The sequence below is a fragment of the Paenibacillus alvei DSM 29 genome (assembly GCF_000293805.1).
Classification (GTDB): domain Bacteria; phylum Bacillota; class Bacilli; order Paenibacillales; family Paenibacillaceae; genus Paenibacillus_B; species Paenibacillus_B alvei.
Map to the genome: position 1 here is coordinate 22,755 of NZ_AMBZ01000009.1, position 25,551 is coordinate 48,305.

Below are 25,551 nucleotides of genomic sequence, written 5' to 3' on the forward strand. Positions count from 1 at the left end.
AAGGAGGCTGGATGCGGTGGCGAAAATCGGTATTTACGGATCATCCTTTGACCCGGTCACGAATGTCCATCTTTGGACAGCAAGCACCGTAGCGCATCGCTGCAAGCTGGACAAGGTGATTTTCCTGCCTTGTTCCAGTAAGCGGCAAGATAAACAGTTGAACGTTTCGGATGAACATCGGATGAACATGGTTCGTACTGCGATAGAGGGCAACGACAAATTTGAAGTTGACGATTTTGAAATGAATCAACCTGCTTGGGAAATCGCGACGTACCAAACTATGAAGCATTTTCGAGCGAAATATCCGAATGACGAAGTGTATTTCATCATGGGGGCTGATCTGCTCGTCGATATCGGTGAAGGGAAATGGAAGCGGGCAGAAGAGCTAATTCGTGAAAATAAGTTCATTGTCATGGCAAGAGACGGCATCAATATGCTGTCGGCCATTAGCAAATCTCCAATTCTTCGGAATGCAGATGATGGCCATACGTTTCATTTGATCGACAAGGGGCTGGCCATGGAGATCAGCTCTAGTTATATTAGAGAAGAATTCAAAATGGGCGGAGAACCTCGCTACTTGGTTCCTGATCAGGTTTACGAATACATTAGAATCAATCGCCTATACAAATAGTGAAAGGGGAAGCGGGATATGAATAAGCAAACAGATATTATCAACGCACTGCATGTAAAACATACGATTGTACCTGCGGAAGAAATCCGTATTCGGGTAGATTTCCTTAAAGATTATTGCCGTACAGTTAGAGCGAAAGGATTTGTCTTAGGAATCAGCGGGGGGCAGGATTCGACACTTGCAGGACGATTATCCCAATTGGCGGTTGAAGAGCTTCGTGCAGAAGGCTATGAAGCCAAGTTTATTGCGATCCGTCTGCCTTATGGGAGACAACAAGATGAGGATGATGCCCAGCTTGCTTTGCAATTCATTACTCCTGATGATACGCTTACGTTCAATATTGAGGCTCCTGTAAATGTATTTGCAGAAGCATATAAGAGTGCTGACGGAAAAGCCCTTACGGATTACCACAAAGGGAACGTGAAGGCAAGAATGCGAATGATTGCACAGTATGCTGTCGCAGGCGAGCATCAATGCCTTGTAGTGGGAACCGATCATGCCGCAGAAGCAATCACTGGCTTCTTTACCAAGTTTGGTGATGGGGGAGCTGATATTCTCCCGCTAGCTGGACTTACAAAAAGTCAAGGGCGTGAACTCTTGATCGAGCTGCACGCACAAGAACGTCTATATCTGAAGACGCCAACAGCCGATCTACTCGACAACAAACCGCAGCAATCCGATGAAACTGAGCTTGGTTTGGAATATGCCGTACTTGATGAATACCTAATCGGCAACGAAGTTGCTCCAGACGCGAAATTGAGTATTGAGAACCGCTACGCGGTGACACAACATAAACGGGAACTGCCTGTAACACCATTCGACCAATGGTGGAAGTAAGGAAAACAGACTAGATTCTCGTAAGCTACTAAGCTAAGAGCCTCTTTTTCGAAAGGGGCTCGTTGGTGTAGATGGCTGATTGACTAGCATCATGATAGTAGGAGCTGCGAACACCACGGTTTTTCTAAAGTGATGCAAAAATAGAAGTACTAGCCTAAAAATTAAGCGTTAGACTGAAGTATATCAAGTAGGGAACTAACGAGGCGATGCTGGTTGTTCCTAGAGGATTAGCATATTTCATATAACAGGAAGGCTGGCACTTAGTTCAAGCAATTCCACCATATTATGGGGCGTTTCTATCTCCTTAACAATTGTCCTCTAAATGTCTAGGCTGGATGTCTGCTCTCGAAGCTTTCATGGATGAACTGTCGTACTTAGCTTGACAATCCGTCTTATATAAAAGAAAATTGCTGAATGTAAAAGCCGGGGCTTGCTGCCTATGAGCTTGATCCGGGCTTTCTGAAACACGGGAGCAGACCCGCTCGGGGATCTGCATGAGCACTTCCTTTTTCCAATGATGGTCACTCTCTGAATCGGGGTCGCGCCAAAAACATGTAATTTAGGATTTAGCATCCGTTTATAGCATCAATAAATAATGCTGTACCTGCTGCTTGCTGTAGGCGACGTGTTTATTATCTCTTTCTAGTTTGCTAGCCATAATACTTCCTTCAAAAATTGCAACAATGAAGGAAGCCACCGCTTTTGTATCGATATTAGGCTTTAGCTCTCCGAGTTGAATACCTTCTTCGATAATCTCTTCAATCATGTTGAGAAAGGTGCGGAGCACGCGAAGCGCCTTTTCCCTTAGAAGCGAGTTGGTATCATCACTGTCTACGGCGGTATTCAGCAACGGACATCCCCCTTTTATTGGGGGATTATTTATTACATCTTCATATACATCAAAAAGGGAGCCTATTTTCCCCTGAACGGTAGTAGCATTGGATATCGCTTCAGCAAAATGTTGAGCGACCGTTTCAATCGCGAAATCAAACGCCTCTGAAGCAATCTCATCTTTACTTTTGAAATGCCGGTAAATTGCCCCCTTTTGCAGTCCTGTAGCCTCCATAATGTCATGCAATGAACAGCCAGCATACCCTTTCTGATTAAATAATTCTGCCGATTTTAGGACGATGTGCCTTCGTGTCTGTTCACCTTTACGCATAATATCCTCCATCATTTATTCTGTTAAAAAAGTGTAACATATTTCAGTTGTACATGAACATACAGTAAGTTACCATAAAAGGGACTGATCGGTCTCTTTTAAATGGAGAAGAGAAGAGTAAATTGACACCAGAAATTTAGTTAACGAAGGAGGAATCATTATGAAAATCGCAATCATGCTTTTCGATGGAGTCACAGCATTAGATGCAATTGGTCCATACGAGGTATTTGCTGCAACGATGAAATGTGAAGTAAAGTTTGTCGCTAAGAAAAAGGGTTAATAAAATTGGACTCAAGTATGGGATATTTGCACGCCGATTACGATTTTTCTGAAGTTGATTCGGCTGATATTCTGGTTGTTCCAGGCTGCAGTCCGCCAAATTATAAAACTCCAATGAATGATCAAGTTACGTTAAATTGGATTCGTCAAATCCATAAAACAACGAAATGGACAACGTCAGTTTGTAACGGATCTTTGATTTTAAGCGCCGCAGACATATTAAACGGAACCATAGCCACTTGTCATTGGGGATCCTTTGACCTGCTCAGATCGCTTGGCACCATTCCAACTGATGAGAGAGTGGTTCGACAGGGTAAAATCGTTACAGCAGCCGGTGTATCCTCGGGTATCGATATGGCACTCCATATAGTAGCATGGGAGTTCGGAGAAGATATCAGTAAAGGGGTCCAATTGATTTTGGAATATGATCCTCAACCTCCATTCGATGCTGGTTCACCCAAGAAAGCGCCCGCATTACTGGTTGAACAAATAAGAGGGATGTTGCAAGAGTTTGATAAACGGTAGCCCAATGTATGACTTAGGGCCAGAACGGTTGGACGAATAATAACGATAGCCCAAGAAAGACAGTTAAAGGCAGCCGACTTCCTTTGATCAGCTGCCTTTTATGATCTTGTACGGTGAACCGTTAATTAATAGGGATCGGCTTCGTGGCTTTTCTTTACAGCATCTTTTGTTGCTTCGTTCGCAGATAATGTACCTTGACCATATTTCGATTTGCCCGATTCCTGGCCAGGCACTTTATTTTCCGCCTTTATTTCCTGAAGTTCTTTCATTTTCTTTTCAATACCTTCCTTCACACGTTGGCCATATTGTTCATCGGCTTGTGTGAAGTGATCTATCATAGCTTCTTGGATTCGTTTATCGCAAATTGCAAGTGCTTCAGAAAGGTTTTTGATCAATTCATCGCGTTCCCAATCTTCAAAGCTACGGTACGTGTGTCCAGCCTGACCGTAGTTGTTAGGACGGTCAATTGGCGCACTCATTGCTGCCGCATGATACATAGGTTGGTGTGGTACACGATCTTCCTTGCTTGCTTCCTGAAAGCCGCCGAGCATGGATGGCTCATAGTTAATATGTGGATTTCCTCCAGATTCTTTCGGATCACGGATATCCATTTGGCCACGCTGCTGATTCGTGCGAACAGGCGCTTTTGGCGCATTCACAGGCAATTTCAAATAATTCGCACCTATTCGATAACGCTGCGTATCAGAGTAAGAAAAAGTACGGCCTTGCAGCATTTTATCGTCTGAAAAATCCATTCCATCAACGAGAACCCCTGTGCCAAAGGCTGCTTGCTCAATCTCTGAATGGAAATCTACTGGATTTCGATCAAGAACCATCCGACCCACCGGCAACCATGGGAACCTATCCTCTGGCCAAAGTTTCGTATCATCAAGCGGATCAAAATCGAGCTCCGGATGATAATCATCCTCCATGATCTGTACAAAGAGCTCCCACTCCGGATAATCGCCACGCTCAATCGCTTCATATAAATCTTGTGTCGCATGGCCGACGTTCTTCGCTTGAATCTCGTTTGCCTCTTCTTGTGTTAAGTTACGGATCCCTTGCTTCGGCTCCCAATGATACTTCACCAACACAGCTTCTCCCTTGTCATTTACCCATTTATAGGTGTTTACACCGGAACCTTGCATGTGACGGTATGTTGCCGGTATACCCCATGGAGAAAATAGGAAGGTAATCATATGCGTTGCCTCAGGTGTACGGGAAACGAAATCAAACATCCTCTGAGGGTTCGGCACATTCGAGGCTGGATCTGCTTTAAACGCGTGAATCATATCAGGAAACTTCATCGCATCACGAATAAAGAAAATTTTAAGATTATTTCCGACTAGATCCCAGTTTCCATCTTCTGTATACATTTTTACCGCAAACCCGCGTGGGTCACGAGCCGTTTCTGGCGAATCCTTCGCCCCTGCAACTGTAGAGAAGCGAACCATAAGTGGCGTTCTCTTCCCAGCACCCGAAAATACTTTTGCACGAGTATACTTCTCTGCGGGTTCGTTTCCAACTTTTCCGTATGTTTCAAAATATCCAAATGCTCCTGTTCCTCGTGCGTGAACGACGCGTTCCGGTATCTCTTCACGGTCAAAATGGGAAATCTTTTCGATAAAATGGTAATTTTCAAGTGTAGCCGGACCGCGATTACCAATTGTACGGATGTTTTGGTTATCCTTCACAGGATGGCCCTGGCGTGTTGTCAATGTCTCACGCTTTACATCTTGTTCGTTTGAAGCATTCATATCTTTTGGTTCCGCCAAAATAAAAACCTCCTTATCATAGATAGCTTTATCTTTCACATCTAATTGGGTAATTTATACAGCAACTAGGGGGTTGTAAAACAATCTTATAACGTTAATTTATCTATATTTCATAACCATCTGGATTATTTATAAATCCCCATACTATTTAAAGTTATCGAGCCACCAGCTCTCTCATGCTTGGCACGTTCGTTGCGAAGGGAGACATCTTATATTTTGGCAGTTCGACAATATAACAGGGCTTTCTACACTAATTTTTATTTCATAGTTTTCAAAATAGTGCATTAGAACCTAATTTGGTTATTTATGGAATGATATAATCATTGTCGGTGATGGGTATTTATTCCATCACACATTTTCATTCCAGGAGGGTTTCCCAATTGTTCAAGAAATCATTAATACTCACTACAATGGCCGCTGTACTATCTTGTAGAATTCTCCCGGTAACACAAGCATTTGCTGCTGCAAAGACTATCCCTGTAACATCTGTAGCTGTTAATGTTACGGACGGACAAGTGGAAGCTTCCGGAAAGTTGGGTGTGCTGGTTAGAGGTGCTCTCGGTGTAATTAAGGGAGCCGTTAAAACCGGTGGCGATGTACTCTACAATGTTGTAAAATGGCTTGATAAAGATACGGCAAAATATTTTGCCAACAACTCCAGCAAAATCATGAAAGGTATCGATAATGCAATAGCCAAAATCGATACGGCAAGGGATTATGCAACTGGAACGATCAGAACCATCGTTCTTGATGGCCTTCGCATAGCAGGTGTTCCTGATTCATACGGTGTGGCAATTGCTGAAGCAATTGCTACGACAGTTGACTGGCTTCTGCTGTAATTAAATTCGATATAGAGGGGGAGGGATCTTCAATGTTCCTCCCTTTCTATTTATGCACTTGAGGTGAATGGAACAATGGAACAACGACTTGCGGAGTTAATAGAACTAGTTAGAAATCAAAGCAATCAAATTCTTGAGATGCAAGAAAAAATAAATGTATTGGAAGATAAAGTGTTACGTTTATCGATCTGTAAGATCTCCAATGGAAACTATCCTTACTACGATTTTATTTTGTCCTACGGCATGACACCTGATCAACAAACTCGGATCAATAGGTTGTTTATGGCTTTATCCGAAAAGCTCGTCGGCAATAGATTACCTTCTGGTCTCAAGAAAGAGGGTTATTCCACTGCGTTTTTATTCAGTGATGAATCCATTCAATTGGATGACGTAAAAAAGGCAATCACAGATATATGGCCTGTTACAGATGATGACCTGCTATTGTCTTTAATAAAAGCGATGAAAGACCAAGGAATGCAGATTGAGGTTTGTGATTATCTGCTTTCCCAAGCGTAAATAACCATACATTTCGATTAGATTGGTTGTGACCTATTATGAGAAAGTTCTGTTTTCTCTTTTTAATATGTTTGTTGGCTGCATCTTTTACTTTTGCAGAGGAATACATATCAGCTCAAGAAGCTAAAACAAAGTATTTAATTTCATTTCAGACCTCGATTGATTACAACCTAATTCATACTCTGGAAGGCAAGATAGTAAGAGAATATCAAGAAATGCCTGTTGTACTGGTGGAAATTTCAGAGGGCAAGGCTTCGAAACTAAACGACTACTCCCAAATTCAATTTTATGAGCCAGATCTCAAAATCAAAGGTACACCAGAAATCGAAGCTCTTTCCGAGAGCGGCATAAACCCTGAAGGGACAGTCCCCTTATCACAATCAACTCAGGAAATCCCTTGGGGAATTGAAAAAGTAAATGCGTTGAAAGTTCAAGAGAAAGGTTTTACTGGACAATCTATAAAGATTGGAATCATAGATTCTGGAATTGACTATAAACATGACGATCTATTGGTATTCGGTGGTATAAGTTTCGTCGACGGAAACCCAGATTATTTAGATGATCACGGACATGGCACTTCAGTGGCAGGAATTATCGGTGCCCGAAATAATGATATAGGTATCCTAGGTATTGCCCCGGAATCTGAACTGTATGCAATTAAAGTCTTAGATTCAAATGCTAATGGAAATATTAGTGATGTAGTGTCGGGGATAGAATGGTCCATTCAAAATAAAATGAACATCGTTAATCTGAGCTTGGAGACGACTACAGACAGCAAAATACTGAAGAAAGCTGTGAAAGAAGCTTACAAAAAGGGTGTGTTACTGGTATCAGCCGCCGGAAATTATGGATTCAACGAAGGCGATACAATCGCTTACCCCGCTGCATATAAAGAGGTTATCGCTGTAGGGGCAATAAATAGCAGAAATGAACGGACATTTTATTCGGCCTCGGGTAAAGACCTAGAATTGATGGCTCCTGGAGCAAGTATATTTACTACGTCACTGAATAACCAATATGCGATGAACCTAGGCACCTCAATGGCCTCTTCGCATGTGGCAGGCGTAGCTGCCCTGATTTGGCAGGCTAACCCCCAACTTGAAAATAAAGACATCCGTAAGATTTTGGATAGGACAGCTACCGAAATGGGTGAAAAAAGACTGTATGGACATGGCCTTGTTGATGCATGGAAGGCCTTAGATGATATGACGAAATAGAATAGCAGAAACAAACAAAGGGATCGATAGTTATCGATCCCTTTAATCTTCAAATAAATGCCTAAGTACGATCTGCCGATTCTCTAAAAACCTCCGGGTAATCTGATAATGATCGGTATCTTCATAAGCGATCTGTGATATAGGGTTGCTATCGAAATTGATGATTTGGGCGTCTGGGTAACCTAATAGAATAGGTGAGTGAGTTGCTATAATGAATTGTGATGAATCAGACAGATCCTTAATTATTCGAAGCAGCGACAGTTGTCTTGCTGGTGATAGTGCTGCCTCTGGCTCATCTAACAAGTATATTCCTCTTTCTTTGAATCTATGTTTGAACAAGCTCAGAAAAGATTCACCGTGAGACTGGCTGTGAAGGGAACGACCACCATATGAATGATATCCCCCTATGAGGTCGATGTGTGAAGCAAATTCATAAAAAGACTCTGCTCTCAAAAAAAGCCCGTAGTTATTTTAGGGAACCAGGATAATCTTACGAAATTCCCAAGCGCAGCTTCAGAAGACTCTACAAAATAGGCATTGTTTCTTCCTCCGCCTGCTGTATTGAACCCGCATTGATAGGCCATCGCTTCTAATAGTGTCGATTTGCCCGAACCATTTTCACCTACAAAAAAGTAACTTTATTTGAAAAATCTATGGATTCCATCCTCTTTATTAACGGCAGGGAAAATGGATACGCATGGAAGTTATTCATTCTTTCCTTTAAGATCGTTACACTTCTTAGAAACATTGTTTTCCTCCTTCTAGGGAAGAAATTTTTTTCTTAATTATTCGCTGCATATTAATTTTATCAGTTAAGGTAAAAATACCATGTCCTCTAATGTAAATCAAGATTTGAGGTAAGCCGTGAGGGAAGAACCGGGATTTTGGAATAGGGAGAACGGACGCTCGAGAATTTCATTCACGTTCTTAACTAGAAGAAAACTAATAAAAATGAATCAATCGCGTTGTTACCGATAAATTTCATCAAAGTGGATCTAAAAAAGGGGCTGAATGGATGACAGGCTTTTTATCGTTAACCGAAAATGGACAAGAACATTGTGTGACATCAATAAATAATCAGTTGATTATATAAGTAATCGCTTATATAATAAGCATGAAATCAAGGAGGTGAATCGGCACATGATAATCTCAATAGAAGAAATGGCAGAACAGTTTAAGTTGTTAGGTGATAAAACTCGACTTAGAATTGTCTCACTTTTATCTCAACAACCGATGTGCGTCTGTCATTTAGTTGCGCTATTGCAAACGACTCAACCAAATATTAGCCAGCATCTTCGTAAATTAAAGGACGCGGGTTTAGTGGTCGAGGAGCGAAGAGGACAGTGGATTTTTTATTCTCTTTCCATTGAGGGTAAACCTCATTTAAAAGAAGCAATTGAATATTTGCCGAAGGTAGGGGAAAAAGAGCAGGAAAAATTAAACGCGTTGGTGTGTGAATAAGGAGGTGGATGTTATGAGTCAAGGTAACACCAAGAGACTCTCTTTTCTGGATCGCTATCTCACCTTTTGGATCTTTGGGGCAATGGCCATTGGATTAGGGTTAGGGTATCAGGTTCCTAATTTCTCCGAAGTACTTTCCAGCATGCAAATGGGAACAACTTCGGTACCGCTAGCTATAGGTCTGATTGTGATGATGTATCCGCCGCTTGCAAAAGTGAAGTATGAAAAGCTTGGACGGGTGTTTAAGGATTGGAAGGTACTCCTTCTCTCCTTAGTGCAGAACTGGATTATCGGTCCGATTCTGATGTTCTTCTTAGCTATTTTGTTTCTAAATGATATGCATGAATACATGATCGGACTAATTATGATTGGGCTTGCAAGATGTATTGCGATGGTCTTGGTATGGACTGATCTGGCTAAGGGAGATCCTGATTACACAGCAGGTCTTGTTGCATTCAACTCGATCTTTCAGATCCTGTTTTATTCCGTTTTTACGTATGTATTTATTACAGTGCTGCCAGGCTGGTTTGGGGTTGAAGGCGCTGTTGTTGATGTCTCCATGAGACAGATTGCAGAGAGCGTGCTAATCTACTTAGGAATTCCGTTTGCAGCAGGGCTGCTGACACGTGTGATTGGAATCAAGCTGAAGGGTCAACAGTGGTATGAACAAGTGTTAATTCCGAAGATTAGTCCACTGGCCCTGATTGCACTACTATTTACGATTATCTTGATGTTCACGCTTAAAGCAGAATTAATTGTTGAGCTGCCACTTGATGTAGTTCGTATTGCGATTCCAATGATCATCTACTTTGTGGTGATGTTCTTAGTATCCTTCTTCTTATCGAAAAAGTCAGGAACCTCCTATCCAGTGGCTTCATCCTTATCATTTACGGCTGCAAGCAATAACTTCGAACTGGCGATAGCTGTAGCGATTGGCGTATTTGGTCTGGATTCAGGAGTTGCATTCGCCGCGGTAATTGGGCCGCTCGTTGAAGTGCCCGTATTGATCGGGCTTGTAAATGTATCGCTGTGGATAAAGCGGAAGTATTTCGAGTCTGCACGAAATAAGTAAGAGCTAGGAGAGATTAAGGATGAGTAAGCCATTGATTTATTTTCTATGTACAGGAAACTCTTGTCGGAGCCAGATAGCAGATGGATGGCTAAAAGCATTAGGCAGCGATCAATACGAGGTCAAGAGTGCAGGGTTAGAGGCGCATGGTTTGAATCCAAGAGCGGTTCAAGTGATGAATGAAGCTGGAATTGATATATCGAACCACACCTCTGATGTGATCGATTCTGAGACTCTCAATCGTGCAGATTATGTCGTAACCCTCTGTGGGCATGCGGATGAGCACTGTCCTGCGATCTCAAATCCCCGAGTGGTGAAATGGCATTGGGGATTTGATGACCCGGCGAAAGCCGTTGGAACCGAAGAGGAAATCATGACTCAATTCCGTGAGGTGCGAGATGCAATCAAAGCCAGAATCGAAAGTTTCCTAGTAGAAGGAAAATAATCAACGCTTTGAACCGACCCTTGTGGTCGGTTTTTACTTAGGGCATGAAGGAGTACGTAACATGAAAGGCACAACTGATTTAACCCAAGGTAAGATAATGCCGACTTTGATGAAGCTATCACTTCCAATCATAGCGACCAACTTCATCTCTACAACTTATGGACTTGTCGATATGATGTGGGTCGGCAGGCTCGGAAGTGGCCCTGTTGCAGCTATTGGGACGGCGAGCTTCTATATTAATCTAGCGATCGCTTTGGCCACGATGATTACGATCGGAACGGGGATAAAGGTGTCCCATTGTATGGGAGCAGGCGAGGGCGATAAAGCAAAGACCTATATCAAAAATGGATTCATTATGTCTGTCTTGCTAAGCCTTCTTTATATGGCATTCGTCTTTTTGACAAAGGATCAGCTTATCGGGTTCTTTGATTTAGGTAGTGGTGAAGTTGAATTGATGGCAAAGCAGTTCTTATTAATCTCCATCTTGGGTACTGTCTTTTCCGTCGTAAATATGTTGTTCGCGACCATATTGAATGCGATGGGAAACAGCAAGCAGCCGTTTCATATCTTCACGGTTGGCCTTATTCTTAATATCATTCTCGATCCTTTTCTGATTTTTGGCGTAGGATCATTTGAAGGGTTGGGCGTTGTAGGGGCAGCTATTGCGACTTTGATGGCAAACCTTCTTGTGACGGTATTATTTATTATTCGAACAAGACATTCCGAGTTGATTACCAAATCATCCGCATGGAATAGCAGCCTTATGAAAGAAGTCATTCGACTGGGACTACCAATCACCATTCAACGGGTGACCTTCACATTGATTTCCATCATCATCGCAAAGATCATTGTGCGCTTTGGTTCGGATGCAATTGCGGTTCAAAAAGTCGGTATTCAGATTGAATCAATTTCCTACATGACCATAGGTGGGCTGCAAGGCGCTATTGCTGCTTTCTTCGGACAAAATTATGGAGCGCGTCGATTAGATCGTATCCAGCAGGGATACCAACAAGCTTTGCTGCTGACATCGGGATTCGGTATCTTTATTTCGATCATCTTTATTCTCTTCCCTGGGCAGCTCTTCTCTGTATTTTTATCTGATGAGGCGAGTTTAGCGCTAGGGACGGATTACATGCGGATCATTGGTTATTCCCAACTGTTTATGTGCATGGAGCTTATGACGGTAGGTGCCTTTAACGGAATCGGGAAAACCCATATCCCACCGATTTTCAGCATTACCTTTACAGCATTACGAATACCACTGGCTCTGATTCTATCCGAACCATTCGGCTTGAATGGGGTGTGGATGTCTATTGCATTAAGCAGTGTGTTCAAGGGAATCGTTTTGATCTTCTGGTTTAGGAGAACACTGCGCAAAATGAAAGTTCCACAAATTTCGGCTTAACATATGAATGAAGGAAGGTTCAACATGTGAATTTGCTACATCGTGATATCATACAACAAATCGTCGATAAATCGTTAAATATGGACTTGTTTCGAGGTCAATTTGGCTTAGAGAAAGAGAATGTTAGGGTAGATCATGAAGGTAAATTGGCGCTAACCCCACATCCTAAGACGTTTGGAAGTAAAACGGAGAATCCCTATATCCAAACCGACTTTTCAGAGAGTCAGATCGAGATGATTACCCCATCTTTTGACTCGATTGAAGAGACCTATCGATTCATGGAAGCTATCCATGATATTGTGTCATTAGAGCTTGATGGGGAGTACTTGTGGCCAAGCAGTAATCCTCCAATCTTACCTGATGAAAAAGAGATTCCTATTGCTAAGGTAAATGATCCTGTTGCGGATGAATACCGACATGAATTAGCAGATAAGTATGGTCGCAAAAGACAACTGCTAAGTGGAATCCATTATAATTTCTCGTTTGATGAACGGCTCTTACGAAAGTTGCATGAAACGCTAGGGCAAGGTGAAGCCTACAAGGACTTCAAGGATGCAATTTATTTTAAGATCGCACGCAACCTGCTTCGGTACCGTTGGTTGCTCATCTATTTAACAGGGGCAAGTCCAGTCTTTGATAAGACCTATATTTACAAGTGTGTGTCATTAGGCCATTCAGATGATAACAAGAGCTACTACTTCCCGAATATGAATTCGCTGCGAAATAGTGTATGTGGCTATCGGAATGAAAAACCGTTCTATGTATCCTTTGATTCAACACATGACTACGTTCGGGATTTGAACAGGTTAATTCGGCAGGGCGAATTGCTAAATGCAAAGGAATTCTACAGCCCCGTTCGCTTGAAAACAGCCAAAGGGTTGAATCCTTTGCAAGAACTTGTAGAAGACGGAGTAGCTTATTTAGAGCTGCGCTTGATTGATCTCAATCCACTACATAAGATTGGGATTAGTAAAGATACGATGTATGTTATCCACCTATTCATTCTCTTTATGCTGCTCAAAGAAGATGAGCCTTTCGGTACGGAAGACCAGAAGATGGCGGATCTCAATCATGATCAGGTGATCACGGGAGGCATGGAAGGGAACTTATATGATTCTAGGGGCTCCCGCAGCACGATGAAGGAGTTGGCACTTGCTTGTATCCGTGAGATGCAAGAAATGGTGCGGCTTTTGAATCCTGACGGGGAAGAGTTGATCCAAATCCTAGATGGGGAGATGCAAAAAATCCTTTATCCCGAGTTGTGCTTTGCCTACAGGATTAAGTCGGACATTCAGAAATCCACTTATATGAAATATCATCTGGCTAAAGCCAAAGTGTATGCCGAAGAGAGCGAGAAGAGTGGGTACCGTTTTGTTGGATATGAAGATTTAGAATTATCGACTCAATTGCTTCTAAAGGCAGCTATCAAACGTGGGATTACGTTCAAATTAATCGACCGAGACGAGAACTTCGTTCTGCTTACTAAGGGAGATCACAAGGAATATGTAAAGCAGGCTACCAAGACATCGCTTGATTCCTACAGTACGGTATTGATCATGGAGAATAAAATTGTGACGAAAGAAGTTCTAAAAGAGCGTGGCATTCGAGTACCGAATGGGGATGCCTTCCGTAGTCAGGAAGAGGCATTGGCTGCCTATGAAACGTACCGTGACAAAGCTATCGTCATTAAACCGAAGTCCACCAACTTTGGGTTAGGTATCACCATATTTAATCGTTCGTTCACGAAAGAGGACTACCAAAAAGCATTCGAGATGGCGTTTAAACACGATCAGACGGTTCTGTTTGAAGAATTCATGACAGGTAAGGAGTATCGATTCCTAGTCATGGGCGATGAAGTTGTAGGGATACTGCATCGCGTACCGGCGAATGTCGTGGGTGACGGAGTTCACACGATTGAGCAGCTCGTCCATGAAAAGAATAAAGATCCGCTACGGGGTCGCGGTTATAAGACGCCTTTAGAGAAAATACAGCTAGGCGAAGCAGAAACCATGTACTTAAAGAATCATAACCATCAATGGAGTGAGATCCCTTCCTTAGGTCAAGTTGTCTATTTACGGGAAAACTCCAATATCAGTACAGGTGGAGATAGTCTTGACTATACCGATGAAATTCCAGAAAGTTATAAGAGATTAGCCATTGAATCAGCAAAGGCCGCAGGGGCTACTTTATGTGGAGTAGACATGATGATTGATGATATTACAATTGAAGCATCCGATTCCAATTACAGTATTATTGAGATCAACTTTAACCCAGCCATTCATATCCACTGCTATCCATACAAGGGGAAGAACCGTAAGGCGGATGAGAAAATTATCGACTTGCTGTTTGGAGAATTGGCAAACTAATTATGAATAGCCGATCTGCTTATAGCGATCGGTTTTTTTCTTTGTAAGTAAAAATAAAAAACTATGGGTAGTGGGTACCTAGTGGTTAATGGATTCAAACCAATCTTCTGCCCGGTTATTACAAACCGTATGGAAGATTGGTTTTGATGATATAAGAAGCTGCTTATACTTTACGCTTTGCGACTTCTTGATATAATGTCTCCAGATGTTGTTGAACGCTTCGAAGTTCATCCTTTCCTCTTAATGTAATATCGTATAGGGAACCTGTGATCGTTAGATAACCTTCGCTCGTCAGATGATCCAGCTCTTGTTTTACTTGCTGTGGACTACATTGATAGCCGTGGCTGTTCATTTCAGGTTGGATCTCCTCAGGTGCAAGTGCATGTTGATTCGCATGATACAACAGGTGAATGCGTGTAAATGCGTTTTCGAAATCTGAATGCATGGTGAAAAATCCCCTTCTCATAAATGGTATTCAATCACAGTTATCATTGTTTTTCTGTCCCTGCATTATGCATTCCCCCGACGAATCGGTTGAAAAATATACTTGATCATGGTTAAACTTCTTGTATGATCAGCTAGCATTCACTTTACAACAATCAACGAGGTATAAATCATGACAAAAACCATTCTAATCGTCGAAGACGAGCATATATTGCGGGAAATTATGAAAGACTATTTTAGCAACGAAGGATATAACGTTCTAGAAGCAGGGGATGGCAAAGCAGCATTACAAATATTTCAGGAAAATAACGTGGATCTGCTTATTCTTGATATTATGCTGCCAGAATTAGATGGTTGGTCTGTATGTCGTCGGATTCGAAAAATTTCAAATGTTCCTATTATTATGCTGACCGCTCGCGTAGATGAGGACGATACATTGCTCGGGTTTGAACTGGGGACAGACGACTACGTTACCAAGCCTTACAGCCCTCCAATCTTACTCGCACGAGCGAAGCGATTGCTAGTAAACCGACAAATGCAAGAAATGGACAACGAAATGATCACTAGCAGCGGCATTTCAGTCTATGTGCAGTCTCGTACGGTTACAGTAGATGGAGTTAGCTGCAGCTTGACTCATACTGAATTTGAAATACTTGCGTACTTAATGAAGCACAAAGGGATTATTATCACGCGCGAACAATTGATAACGAAAATATGGGGTTATGACTATGAAGGCGATGAACGGACGATCAACAGTCATATACGGAATTTGCGTCAAAAACTAGGGGACAAATCTGATTGCATCGTTACGGTTGTTCGGTCTGGCTATAAATTTGAGGAGATAACATGAAAAAAGGGATCGTATTCAAATTATTTGTGTTAACAACAGCGCTATGTTTGCTTATCCTCGCCATCATTTATTTTGGCCAAACCGTATTTTTCAAGAAATATTATGTCCATCAAAAGGTAGAGAATGTGAAAGCAAGCCTTGAAGCATTCGCTCAAAACTATGCTAACCCAGACAATCACACGGTAGAGATACAGCGGCTGGAACAGGAATTTTATCGAGAGCATAATACATGGGTAACTGTACTGGATCAACTCGGCAATATAAAAGAAAGCAATGATGACTCGATCGAAGTGAAAATAAATGGCGTTAGTGGTGGGGATTTCGCTGCCAAAACCATCACAATCCCTTTATATAGCTTTAATGATTTTCAGGGAATCCGACAAGGACATGAATTTCTACGAAAAGGGACCGACGCCGTAATTCAAGTCCTTAGAAAAGGGATAGAAGTTATTCCTTATCGAATGAGCATATATAACTTCGCACTTACGTGGGAGAATAATCAAATTGCAAACAAAGAACATGAGCTCTTTCCAAATGGAAATGAAGAAGATTGGAATAATGAGAAATTCCCCAGTCTTTACTTAACCGGTACCATAACGAAAACGACACTTCCTGCAAAAAATGAACCTATACGATTCATTTATTCGAACCATCTGTTCTTAGACCGAATCAGAGCATTTCAAGCAGAATTGCTATTGAAGAATGTAGAAGCGGCAACCGCTGCATTAGAGGGTGCGTACGAAGAGAATGAGATCAAATATAAACAGTTTGTTATGCCTATAAAAGACAAAGAGGGGAAGGACGCATATCTATTTGCAATGACCTCCCTGCAGCCAGTTGATGAAGCCGTGCAGATGATCCAGGATTATTATGTTTATCTCATTGTATTCGTTCTGGTGCTCATATTGCTGGCCTCATTCTATTATTCCAAAGGTATCGCCAGACCTTTATTGCGAATCAATCAAATGACCAAGAAAATAACGGAGCTGGATTTCTCTGAAAAGCTTCCGATTACGTCAAAGGATGAGATCGGGGCTCTCTCCCGCAATATTAATGAGCTATCGGACAAGTTGCATTCCTACATCCAAAAGCTTCAGCATGACATTGAAAAGGAAAAGCAGTTGGAGCATACACGCAAGGAATTCATTTCCGGTGTGTCACATGAATTGAAAACCCCTCTGAGTGTCATCCAGAGCTGTCTGTCGATATTGAAAGATGGGGTAGCGAATCACAAGAAGGATTACTACTTTGCTGCGATGGAGAGTGAAGTGAAGAGAATGGATCTTCTCATCGTGGACATGTTGAAATTAGCGAAATATGAATCAGGTACCTATAAAATACAACTGGACACATTCCGTATCGATACAGTCATTGATGAATCGTGTAAGAAGCTCTCTGCAGAAATCGCAAAAAAGCAATTGAACTTACATGTATCCCTTGCTCCGATCGAAGTCGTGGCCAATCAGCTCCTCATCGGTCAAGTCATCGTCAACTTTATCAATAATGCGATACGCTACACTCCAGAGGGGCATTCCATTCATATTTCCATGAATGAGGAACAGAAATCGGTGAAGGTATGTATTGAAAATACAGGTGTCCATATACCGTCAGAGAAAATCGAGAAAATATGGGATCGCTTTTATCGGGGAGAAGCTTCCCGCCATCGTTCTACTGGAGGAACTGGCCTTGGGCTAGCCATTTCCAAAAAAATATTGGAACTACATGAGGTTAATTACGGTGCACGCAATACAACAGATGGTGTTCTGTTCTTTTTCTACCTCAAGAAAAGCAACTTCTAAAAAAGCCATAAGCCAAACCAATTCAGATTCGGTATCCAGGAGCAGTTCTTGTCAACATCAAGAACTGCTCTTATTTTATTTCAAATCAATCTCTTCTGCACTTTATCTGCATCTCTCCACATTAAACTATCCATTGTTATGAGGTAAGACAACACATACATCAATGGACAAAAAAGGGAGTCACAGGAGAGGAAGATGATAATGTTGAACACATGGAAAACGATACTGCTGGCAGGGATGCTTGTTATTTCCCTAACTGCTTGTGCAAATCAAAATGGCGGAACATCTTCGATGGCAGTTGATACAGAAACCTCAACGAACAAAGACGCAACAACGCTAAAAGAAGCCGCAACATCAATGAATGAAAATGATGAATTGAAATCGTTGTTCAAAAAAAGTGTATTCTTTGGCGATTCCATTACAGAAGGGTTTATGTTTCATGATGTTTTAGACATCAGGAATGTATTTGGAGAGGCCGGCAAAACAGCCTTCTTCGCGGTAAAAGACAATGACGCGGCCAAGCTGGTCGAGAGAAATCCTGAGCATTTATTTATCGCTCTCGGCTCAGATGACATCCTCTGGCCAACGGATAATCCGTTGCAGTTCGCGATTCAACAATATGGCTTGCTGCTCGACCAGATCAAAGAGAAGCTCCCTTCAACCAAAATAACGATATTGTCGGTAACCCCGGTAACAGAGAAAGCATTAAAAGAAGAGCCGCGGTACTCCAATATTGCCGCTTACAATCAAATGTTGAAAGAACTGGCTGGCAAAAAACAAGTGAAGTTTGTAGATGTATCCTCTATTGCTGAGCAGAATCCAGCTCTCTATGAGGAGGACGGCATTCATTTCAAAGCTGAATTTTATCCGCTTCTGCTCGACTTTCTGAAAGGCGAACTGTAATACGCTTCGCATGAAGGAGGTCGACGAGTGTTGGTATTTAGCAGTCTGATTTTTTGTACCTGTTTTTGCCGATGACCCTTCTCATCTATTTTATAGCACCGAATCAACTGCGAAATGTAATTTTGATTGTAGCAAGCTTAGTGTTCTATGCATGGGGAGAACCTGTTTACATCTTTCTCATGATCTTTTCAACTGTAATCGATTATGGGTATGGGTTGCTTATTGATAAATATCGGTATCGAAAAAGTACAGCTAGAGCATTGTTGGTCTGTTCCCTTGTCGGAAATCTTGGGATTCTCGGTTTCTTTAAATATTACGGATTTCTGGTTGAGAACCTCAATTCGCTGTTTGGCTTGCATGTAGAAGTAACGACACTCCCGCTCCCTGTAGGCATTTCCTTTTACACATTCCAAACCATGTCTTATATTATCGACGTGTATCGAGATAAGGTTCCCGTTCAGAAAAATCTGATCGCTTTCGGCACCTATGTGACGATGTTCCCGCAGCTTGTTGCAGGGCCTATCGTTGCATACGGTGATGTTGCGAAACAACTTATACTGCGAAAGATTACATTATCGCGATTTGGGGAAGGCACACAATTGTTCGTTAGAGGCCTTGCAAAAAAGGTGCTGCTTGCGAATCATATCGGCATGCTCTGGTCAAGCATCAAAGCATCACCTGCGTCTGACTTAACCGTAGCATCTTCTTGGATCGGCATTCTTGCCTTTAGCCTGCAAATCTATTTCGACTTCAGTGGATATTCAGATATGGCGCGCGGCCTTGGCAAAATGTTCGGTTTTGAGCTCACAAAGAATTTCAATTATCCGTATATTTCAACCAGTGTCTCAGAGTTTTGGCGTAGATGGCACATATCACTAGGTTCTTGGTTCCGGGAGTACGTATACATTCCTCTAGGCGGGAACAGGGTAAGGGGCGTGAAGCAGTTCCGCAATTTATTTGTTGTATGGTTCCTGACCGGATTGTGGCATGGTGCAAGCTGGAATTTCATCATATGGGGTCTTTATTTCGGATGCTTTATTGCGATTGAGAAGCTGTTCCTGCATAAATGGTTGATGCATCTCCCTCGCGTAATGGGGAATTTATATACACTTTTCATAGTCATGGTGGGATGGGTATTCTTTGATCTAGATGGTTTATCGGCAGCCATCTCATTTCTAGAAGCTATGTTTGGCTTCAGCACATACCATTATGCTGATAACAACACTTATTATTATTTGTCGACGAATCTAGTTGTATTGCTGCTTGCAATGCTAGCAGCTACGCCGTTGCCGAGGAAGATGTTGTCAGCACTGAAAAAAAGATACCCATTAGGGAGCGCAATTTTATCGCCAATCGTTTATGTTCTATTCCTGTTACTCTCAACAGCTTATTTGGTCAATGACACGTATAATCCCTTCTTGTACTTTAGATTTTAAGAAAATGGTACATCACATCTTACTAAGGAGGTGATTTCACTTGAATCGTTATGACAAGTTGTCTCAGTCTGTTATCGCTGTATTGTTTCTTTCACTAATCGGCCTTATTTTCATACTCAACCTGATCCTGCCGAAGCGGGAATTCTCAGAGGAAGAAAATCGGAAGCTTGAGCAGTTACCGACGTTTTCATTTCACAGCTTTATTTCGGGGAAGTTCACATCCAACTTTGAGAAGTTTATGACGGATCAATTCGTAGTTAGAGATGTATGGGTCGGTGTAAAGTCAAATGCGGATCAAGCGATAGGTAAAAAAGAAAGTAACGGTGTGTATCTTGGTAAAGACGGCTATTTAATTCAGAAATTCGCTGAAATAAATAAAAAAGAGCTCGAAGAGAAAATTCAATCGATCAATGCTTTTCATTCTGCGACGCCTGACCTTAATAAGTATGTAATCCTTGCTCCAACCGCTGTTAGTGTGCTGCAAAGCAAGCTCCCTACATACGTATCTGAGAATCGAGAGCTGGACGCTCTTCATACCGTAAAAACTTCTTTGAATCCAGGGATTCGCTATGTTGATGTATACCCAGTGCTCTCTTTGCATCAGAATGAACCGATCTATTATAAAACCGATCATCATTGGACAAGTAAGGGTGCTTACTATGCGTACCAGCAGCTAAGCAATTGGATGGGGTTCAAGCCGGTGAAGGAAGAGGAATTCGATATACAGACGGTAACATCCGATTTCTATGGTTCCTTATATTCAAAGAGCGGATTTAGGAATTTGCACCCGGACAGCATAGATTTGTATGTGCCGAAGCACGAAGGGAAGGTAACCGTCGATTATGTCGAAGAGGAACAGTCCACGAATTCGATGTATGCGATGGACAATGTGAAGAAGAAGGACAAGTACACCGTATTTTTTAACGGCAATCATTCTATGATTCAGATTAAAACAAGTAATCACGAAGGAAAGAAACTGCTGGTGATCAAGGATTCCTATGCGAACAGCTTCGTACCTTTTTTAACATCGCATTTCAGTGAAATTTATATGGTTGACCTTCGATATGATGAAGGAGATGTTGCTGCGCTTGCGAAACAGCATCAAATCCATGACATGTTGATTCTGTATAACATGAATACATTCATTGAAGATCCATCGATCAATTATATAGCGAACGAAGAAGGGTAAGGAAGGAGCGGGATCATGCCCATGAACTTTTATCATCATATTGCTAGAAATAAACGTTTCTTTGCATTACTCCTATTCATCTTTGCAATTAGCGCATTAGTAGGATGTGCTTCGGAGCAGTCAGACATTAATGTGTCTGCTGCCAAGATAGAGGATCAGATGAAACAATCGGTCAAGTTCGATAAGCTGAAAAAGGGGACGCGCATAAGCTGAAGAAGCTGTACGACCTTGGTACAGAACAAGTTGAGGACTTCTTGGTATATACTGCTTCTTCTAACGTCAGAGCGGATGAAATTGTTGTCATTAAAGTGAAGGATGAAAGTCAGATAGATAGTGTCAAGGCAAGTATTGCACGAAGAATCGACGCTCAAGCAGTTAAATTTAAGGATTATCGCCCTGATGAATATGCTCTTCTTGAAAAACACGTACTAAAGGTGAAATCTCACTATGTTCTGTTTGCGGTCTCAGCTGATGCTGAGCAGATCGAAAAGGCATTTGACGAAGCATTAAAGTAAAAATAGGTTACTGAACGATTCGGCCTATTGCGGGAAAGCATCAAACAGGTCGTATGTACAAGATTTATATGGTTATCGGCTGCATCAGAACATTTTTCTGGTGCAGCTTTTTGTATAGAAGGACTGATTATATCGGAAGGGTTATAAAACATATCGTCCATCGCCGCTATGGTTTTCTTGTACACTTAGCAGCAAACTTATGTTACCATCAAATAGGTATTATATTCCATAAGGACTTATAACGTCAAAAATAGATTGTTGAGCTAACCATAAATAAATTAGTGGAGATGTCCATGATCAAAGTACTTGTGGTCGATGACGAGAGCAGCATCCAGGCGGCCTTAGTGTACGCGCTGAGCAGGGAAGGTTATGAGGTGGAGACAGCAGCCGACGGTCAGGAGGCGCTGGAAAAGGTGGAGACGTTCTCGCCCGAAGTTATGGTGCTCGATGTCATGATGCCTCGTGTAAGCGGTTATGACGTATGCCGCAAGCTGGATGGACAGCCGCGGCCTGCGATTCTGCTGCTGACTGTCAAGAATGATATTGTCGATAAAGTGCTGGGGCTGGAGCTGGGCGCTGACGATTACATGACCAAGCCTTTTGATATGCGGGAGCTGTTGGCCAGAGTCAAGGCTCTATCACGCCGGGGAGGTTATGTACAACAAATGCAGCAGGAGCAGCAACAGGATGTGCTGAGATTGGGGGATTTAACCGCAGAGATGTTCAGCCGCACGGTATCTATCGAAGGAGAACTGCTGGATTTAACGCCTAAGGAATTTGATCTGCTGGTCTTGCTGATGCGCAATCCGGGTCGAGTCTATTCACGGGAAATGCTGCTGGAGAAGGTATGGGATATGGATTTTGCGGGCGGCACCCGCACCGTAGACATCCATGTACAGCGGCTGCGCAAAAAGCTGGGCACTCACCATGGACTTATTCAGACCGTGTACGGAATCGGCTATAAAAGCACGGGTCACCCTAGATGACCGGAAAATTTCGACTGGGCCTAAAGGGGAAAATGTCTTTGCTGCTCGCCCTGCTGCTGGTTTTTGCGTGACCTGCCTGAGCGTGCTGGTGCTGAGCGGCATCCGGGAGAACCAGCGAACCATGCTTGAGCAGTCTTTTACCCGCCAGGTAGAAGCTGCTAATCTGCGCGTGCGGGAAGAATATCTGACCGAAGACAGGATGCCGCCGAATCAGTTTATGCAGCAGATGGGTCAACGGCTGGCCGTGGATTTGGGCGCACAAAGCGGCATGGCGGTGACTCTGTATACGGTGGATGGCTCCATTGCCGGCACCTCGCTGCCGTTTCATCCGCAGGCCGATGTGCAGGATGCGCTGCAAATTACAACACAGGGGCAGTCGGCGTACATTACCGAAGGGGATCAACTATTGTTTCTGGCTCCCCTGTACAATGCCGAGCAGCATCTTGGCACGGTGCAGTTTCATGCTTTGCTCACCGAGCAAAATACGTTTTACGCTCAAATTCGCCAGTTGTTTCTAGTTGCCGGAGGCATCGTGCTGGGTGTCGGTTTTCTCATTGGTTACGTGTATGTCCGGCGGCAGGTCAATGTCATTGACAAAATGAACAGGGCGGCATCGCAAATTGGGCAAGGCGATTATCTATCGGGTCCTTCGGTAGTCAGAAAGGATGAGCTGGGGGAGCTTGCACAAGGAATCTATGAGATGAGCAGGAGCATCTCCACGTCAGTCGGTGCTCTGCATGAAGAAAAGCAGAAGCTGCTAGAAACGGTGGGGAGACTGCGAGAACTGGAGCAGCAGCAGAAGCAGTTCATCGGCAATATCAGCCATGAGCTGAAGACACCGTTAACCTCGATTATCGCGTACGCCGACCTATTGAATATGTACAGCGATGATCCTGCCCTGTTGGATGATGCCGGAAGGCGCATCCATAAGGAGGCACAGAGGCTGTACAGTCTTGTAGAGAAGGCGCTGCAGTTGTCAGCGATGGATGTTTACGAGTTTGAGACACATGCGATGGCGGTGTCGCTGCAGCCATTGCTGGAGGAAGCTGTGGCCCAGCTGCAAGGAAAGGCGGACATCTGCAGGGTTACGATCCATACTTCGCTTGCTGCAGGTGAGGTGTGGGCCGATCCGGAGAACGTAATGCATATCATGCTAAATTTGCTGGACAATGCGGTGAAATATAACCGACCAGGCGGACAAATTCACCTGCTAAACTACCCTGTAGCGTCAGCAGACGGAGCACATCGGATGATCATCGAGGTTGCCGATACAGGAATCGGCATTCCAGAGGAAGCTGTATCCCGCATTTTCGATCCGTTCTATACAGTCAGTAGAGACCGATCAAGAACCAGTGGCGGAACAGGACTTGGGTTAGCGCTGGTTCGCAATCTGGCTGAGAAGCAAGGGGGAACGGTGCAGCTTGCCGAGACGGGATCGGGCGGTTCGCGGTTCAGGGTTGAGCTTCCACTACATGCTCCTGGTTTGAAAGTTCAATCTATACTCCCATACAAAGGCGAAGCCCGGAATGAATGAAATCATCCGGGCTCTTCACAATGGTTAAGCGTTCAGCTTTCTGAATTGTTTACAAGTTCGTTACAAGCCAGATATGTTTGCGCAATATTGTCTCGCTATTCTAAGGGCATGGGGGAGCTTGCAGCCGGTTGGTTCGGAAGGAGACAACAACTGGATCAAGCGACCTGGGTCTGAATAACATTATTGAGCAGGAGGACCCCGATGAAGATCAACAAAGGAATATACAGCGCCGTACTGCTTGCCGCGACTTTCCTGTCATCCGGCATCTTATTCGGCTGTAACGCAGAGCAGAAGATCAGCACGCCGGTTACAATAGGCCAAACCAGCGCCGGAGAGGGAGGAGGAAAACGTGAACTGATAGTCGTCAAGGAGAGCAAACCGCCCGCTGAGCAGGGAATTTCCGTTCAGCGCATACACCGGATTGATGGCGCTAATATAGAGAAATGGCTGTCAGACCATGAACTGGATATCCAGGTAACCACGTTGGAGAAGCAGGTCACCGCTGCGAAAGAAGCGCAATATAGCTACCACCGGTTCCGTTATGATCTAGAGACAGGAGAGCGGCAGAGCATCAAGGAACAGACAGGAGCGGGTCAGGATGAGGTCATCAAATCATTTCGATCACCTGATGGGAAATATAGCTTCATTCAGACTTGGAAGAATAAATATGAGGCCGTGAATGCGATCAAAAATATGGTTACAGGCGAGCAGCGTGAAGTCGCGGTCGACAATTATATGGAAGTAGGCGGCTGGCTCAATAATGACTCCTATATTCTTGCCGCCGGCTCGATGGAGGGCCGAGGCGAGATATGGAACATATCCGTGGATGGTACCCGGAAAAAGATCGATCTGCAGGATCCCGAAATCGAGATTTTCACCGAATTTGCTGTGGGTAACGGGAAGATTTATTACACAGATGCCAAAAGCCGTCTGAAAAGCTTCGCCCCTACACAATCTAAGCCAACCCTGCTTGCGGCGGATGTCTCCACGTTGAGCCTGTCTCCCGACAGTCAGCGGATTGCCGTCTCCACGGCAGGAAGCAGTGGGAAGGAAGAATCTCGTCTGCTCATCTACGATACGGGTGGTCATGTACAAGGTTTGCTAATTGGGAAAGGTGATGTGCTGACCTACCCATCCTGGTCTCCCGATTCCTCCAAGCTGGCCTTCGCGGTTTATACCGAGGATAAGGGCGGCATGAATGGTGTCTATATTTTTGATACAGTCTCCGGCAAGGTATCGCCGCTAGGGTTGACGTACTACCCGGCATATCCGTTAAGCTGGAACCCTTCCGGCTCCAGACTGGGTATCACCGTGAATGACAAAGAAAAGCTTACCGTAACCCATATTGTCGATTTCAAAATGTGAATT

General features: G+C 43.3%; 22 protein-coding genes and 3 pseudogenes. 21 read left to right on the forward strand and 4 right to left on the reverse strand.

What is annotated here, in order from left to right; translation table 11 throughout:
- The first annotated feature begins 16 nt into the window (after positions 1-16).
- Positions 17-631, forward strand: a complete 615-nt coding sequence (nadD, locus tag PAV_RS24525) for a nicotinate (nicotinamide) nucleotide adenylyltransferase (protein WP_005550654.1) — start codon at positions 17-19, stop codon at positions 629-631.
- Positions 632-649: 18 nt separating this feature from the next.
- Positions 650-1,468 (forward strand): ammonia-dependent NAD(+) synthetase, encoded by an 819-nt coding sequence (nadE, locus tag PAV_RS24530; protein WP_005550655.1) that lies wholly within the window; start codon positions 650-652, stop codon positions 1,466-1,468.
- 577 nt (positions 1,469-2,045) lie between these two features.
- Here the strand turns inward: nadE and PAV_RS24535 are convergent.
- Positions 2,046-2,630 (reverse strand): TetR/AcrR family transcriptional regulator, encoded by a 585-nt coding sequence (locus PAV_RS24535; RefSeq protein ID WP_005550657.1) that lies wholly within the window; start codon positions 2,628-2,630, stop codon positions 2,046-2,048.
- 160 nt (positions 2,631-2,790) lie between these two features.
- Here PAV_RS24535 and PAV_RS24540 point away from each other — a divergent pair.
- Positions 2,791-3,434 (forward strand): annotated as a pseudogene (locus tag PAV_RS24540) (DJ-1/PfpI family protein).
- Positions 3,435-3,559: 125 nt separating this feature from the next.
- On the opposite strand, the gene PAV_RS24545 reads toward PAV_RS24540, so the two are convergent.
- Positions 3,560-5,191 carry a catalase gene (locus tag PAV_RS24545; RefSeq protein WP_238555921.1) on the reverse strand — a complete coding sequence of 544 codons (1,632 nt, stop codon included), beginning with the start codon at positions 5,189-5,191 and terminating at the stop codon, positions 3,560-3,562.
- Between the two features lie 398 nt (positions 5,192-5,589).
- On the opposite strand from PAV_RS24545, the gene PAV_RS24550 reads away from it, so the two are divergent.
- The 3 genes from PAV_RS24550 to PAV_RS24560 all read left to right on the forward strand — a co-directional run bounded on the left by PAV_RS24550 (position 5,590) and on the right by PAV_RS24560 (position 7,781).
- A complete protein-coding gene (locus PAV_RS24550; protein WP_005550665.1) occupies positions 5,590-6,048 on the forward strand; it encodes a hypothetical protein in 459 nt (152 codons plus the stop codon).
- 75 nt (positions 6,049-6,123) lie between these two features.
- A complete protein-coding gene (locus PAV_RS24555; RefSeq protein WP_005550667.1) occupies positions 6,124-6,564 on the forward strand; it encodes a hypothetical protein in 441 nt (146 codons plus the stop codon).
- Between the two features lie 38 nt (positions 6,565-6,602).
- Positions 6,603-7,781: a S8 family peptidase gene (locus tag PAV_RS24560; protein ID WP_005550669.1), complete on the forward strand. Its 1,179-nt coding sequence runs from the start codon at positions 6,603-6,605 to the stop codon at positions 7,779-7,781.
- A gap of 42 nt (positions 7,782-7,823) precedes the next feature.
- On the opposite strand, the pseudogene PAV_RS24565 reads toward PAV_RS24560, so the two are convergent.
- Positions 7,824-8,529, reverse strand: a pseudogene (locus PAV_RS24565) (AAA family ATPase).
- A 392-nt stretch (positions 8,530-8,921) separates the two neighbouring features.
- Here PAV_RS24565 and PAV_RS24570 point away from each other — a divergent pair.
- From PAV_RS24570 to gshAB, 5 genes are all read left to right on the forward strand, one after another.
- Positions 8,922-9,242, forward strand: coding sequence for an ArsR/SmtB family transcription factor (locus tag PAV_RS24570; RefSeq protein WP_005550673.1), 321 nt, complete (start codon positions 8,922-8,924; stop codon positions 9,240-9,242).
- 13 nt (positions 9,243-9,255) lie between these two features.
- A complete protein-coding gene (gene arsB, locus PAV_RS24575; RefSeq protein ID WP_005550674.1) occupies positions 9,256-10,314 on the forward strand; it encodes an ACR3 family arsenite efflux transporter in 1,059 nt (352 codons plus the stop codon).
- Positions 10,315-10,333: 19 nt separating this feature from the next.
- Positions 10,334-10,756: an arsenate reductase (thioredoxin) gene (gene arsC / locus PAV_RS24580; protein WP_005550675.1), complete on the forward strand. Its 423-nt coding sequence runs from the start codon at positions 10,334-10,336 to the stop codon at positions 10,754-10,756.
- 61 nt (positions 10,757-10,817) lie between these two features.
- Positions 10,818-12,161, forward strand: a complete 1,344-nt coding sequence (locus tag PAV_RS24585; protein ID WP_005550676.1) for an MATE family efflux transporter — start codon at positions 10,818-10,820, stop codon at positions 12,159-12,161.
- A gap of 26 nt (positions 12,162-12,187) precedes the next feature.
- Positions 12,188-14,527, forward strand: coding sequence for a bifunctional glutamate--cysteine ligase GshA/glutathione synthetase GshB (gene gshAB / locus PAV_RS24590; RefSeq protein ID WP_005550678.1), 2,340 nt, complete (start codon positions 12,188-12,190; stop codon positions 14,525-14,527).
- Between the two features lie 163 nt (positions 14,528-14,690).
- On the opposite strand, the gene PAV_RS24595 is transcribed toward gshAB, so the two are convergent.
- The gene (locus PAV_RS24595) at positions 14,691-14,972 is read right to left on the reverse strand and encodes a hypothetical protein (protein WP_005550679.1); all 282 of its coding nucleotides are present in this window, start codon (positions 14,970-14,972) and stop codon (positions 14,691-14,693) included.
- Between the two features lie 171 nt (positions 14,973-15,143).
- Here PAV_RS24595 and PAV_RS24600 point away from each other — a divergent pair, with 171 nt between their 5' ends.
- From PAV_RS24600 to PAV_RS24640, 10 genes and pseudogenes are all read left to right on the forward strand, one after another.
- Positions 15,144-15,821, forward strand: coding sequence for a response regulator transcription factor (locus tag PAV_RS24600; protein ID WP_005550681.1), 678 nt, complete (start codon positions 15,144-15,146; stop codon positions 15,819-15,821).
- Entirely contained in the window at positions 15,818-17,620 is a 1,803-nt protein-coding gene (locus tag PAV_RS24605; protein ID WP_005550683.1) for a sensor histidine kinase, read from the forward strand. Before PAV_RS24600 ends, PAV_RS24605 begins: the two co-directional genes overlap by 4 nt.
- A gap of 195 nt (positions 17,621-17,815) precedes the next feature.
- Positions 17,816-18,523, forward strand: coding sequence for a GDSL-type esterase/lipase family protein (locus tag PAV_RS24610; RefSeq protein WP_005550684.1), 708 nt, complete (start codon positions 17,816-17,818; stop codon positions 18,521-18,523).
- A 30-nt stretch (positions 18,524-18,553) separates the two neighbouring features.
- Positions 18,554-19,959: pseudogene (locus PAV_RS24615) on the forward strand (MBOAT family O-acyltransferase).
- Positions 19,960-19,999: 40 nt separating this feature from the next.
- Positions 20,000-21,148 (forward strand): DHHW family protein, encoded by a 1,149-nt coding sequence (locus PAV_RS24620; protein WP_005550686.1) that lies wholly within the window; start codon positions 20,000-20,002, stop codon positions 21,146-21,148.
- A gap of 15 nt (positions 21,149-21,163) precedes the next feature.
- Positions 21,164-21,361, forward strand: coding sequence for a hypothetical protein (locus PAV_RS36505; protein WP_005550687.1), 198 nt, complete (start codon positions 21,164-21,166; stop codon positions 21,359-21,361).
- A gap of 5 nt (positions 21,362-21,366) precedes the next feature.
- Entirely contained in the window at positions 21,367-21,663 is a 297-nt protein-coding gene (locus PAV_RS36510; RefSeq protein ID WP_238555922.1) for a DUF4358 domain-containing protein, read from the forward strand.
- Positions 21,664-21,956: 293 nt separating this feature from the next.
- A complete protein-coding gene (locus PAV_RS24630) occupies positions 21,957-22,649 on the forward strand; it encodes a response regulator transcription factor (RefSeq protein WP_005550689.1) in 693 nt (230 codons plus the stop codon).
- Positions 22,591-24,183: a sensor histidine kinase gene (locus tag PAV_RS24635; protein WP_005550690.1), complete on the forward strand. Its 1,593-nt coding sequence runs from the start codon at positions 22,591-22,593 to the stop codon at positions 24,181-24,183. Before PAV_RS24630 ends, PAV_RS24635 begins: the two co-directional genes overlap by 59 nt.
- Positions 24,184-24,384: 201 nt before the next feature.
- Positions 24,385-25,548: a TolB family protein gene (locus PAV_RS24640; RefSeq protein ID WP_005550692.1), complete on the forward strand. Its 1,164-nt coding sequence runs from the start codon at positions 24,385-24,387 to the stop codon at positions 25,546-25,548.
- Positions 25,549-25,551 lie beyond the last annotated feature (3 nt).

What these genes read in the sequence shown, in the direction of transcription:
- PAV_RS24535 (WP_005550657.1), bottom strand. Translation starts at nt 2,630, where the DNA reads ATGCGTAAAGGTGAACAGACACGAAGGCACATCGTCCTAAAATCGGCA.
- PAV_RS24545 (WP_238555921.1), bottom strand. Translation starts at nt 5,191, where the DNA reads ATGAATGCTTCAAACGAACAAGATGTAAAGCGTGAGACATTGACAACA.
- arsC (WP_005550675.1), top strand. Translation starts at nt 10,334, where the DNA reads ATGAGTAAGCCATTGATTTATTTTCTATGTACAGGAAACTCTTGTCGG.
- PAV_RS24585 (WP_005550676.1), top strand. Translation starts at nt 10,818, where the DNA reads ATGAAAGGCACAACTGATTTAACCCAAGGTAAGATAATGCCGACTTTG.
- PAV_RS24610 (WP_005550684.1), top strand. Translation starts at nt 17,816, where the DNA reads ATGATAATGTTGAACACATGGAAAACGATACTGCTGGCAGGGATGCTT.
- PAV_RS24630 (WP_005550689.1), top strand. Translation starts at nt 21,957, where the DNA reads ATGATCAAAGTACTTGTGGTCGATGACGAGAGCAGCATCCAGGCGGCC.
- PAV_RS36505 (WP_005550687.1), top strand. Translation starts at nt 21,164, where the DNA reads ATGCCCATGAACTTTTATCATCATATTGCTAGAAATAAACGTTTCTTT.
- PAV_RS24570 (WP_005550673.1), top strand. Translation starts at nt 8,922, where the DNA reads ATGATAATCTCAATAGAAGAAATGGCAGAACAGTTTAAGTTGTTAGGT.
- PAV_RS24600 (WP_005550681.1), top strand. Translation starts at nt 15,144, where the DNA reads ATGACAAAAACCATTCTAATCGTCGAAGACGAGCATATATTGCGGGAA.
- arsB (WP_005550674.1), top strand. Translation starts at nt 9,256, where the DNA reads ATGAGTCAAGGTAACACCAAGAGACTCTCTTTTCTGGATCGCTATCTC.
- PAV_RS24560 (WP_005550669.1), top strand. Translation starts at nt 6,603, where the DNA reads ATGAGAAAGTTCTGTTTTCTCTTTTTAATATGTTTGTTGGCTGCATCT.
- PAV_RS24635 (WP_005550690.1), top strand. Translation starts at nt 22,591, where the DNA reads ATGGACTTATTCAGACCGTGTACGGAATCGGCTATAAAAGCACGGGTC.
- PAV_RS24555 (WP_005550667.1), top strand. Translation starts at nt 6,124, where the DNA reads ATGGAACAACGACTTGCGGAGTTAATAGAACTAGTTAGAAATCAAAGC.
- nadE (WP_005550655.1), top strand. Translation starts at nt 650, where the DNA reads ATGAATAAGCAAACAGATATTATCAACGCACTGCATGTAAAACATACG.
- PAV_RS24605 (WP_005550683.1), top strand. Translation starts at nt 15,818, where the DNA reads ATGAAAAAAGGGATCGTATTCAAATTATTTGTGTTAACAACAGCGCTA.
- PAV_RS24640 (WP_005550692.1), top strand. Translation starts at nt 24,385, where the DNA reads ATGAAGATCAACAAAGGAATATACAGCGCCGTACTGCTTGCCGCGACT.
- PAV_RS24595 (WP_005550679.1), bottom strand. Translation starts at nt 14,972, where the DNA reads ATGCATTCAGATTTCGAAAACGCATTTACACGCATTCACCTGTTGTAT.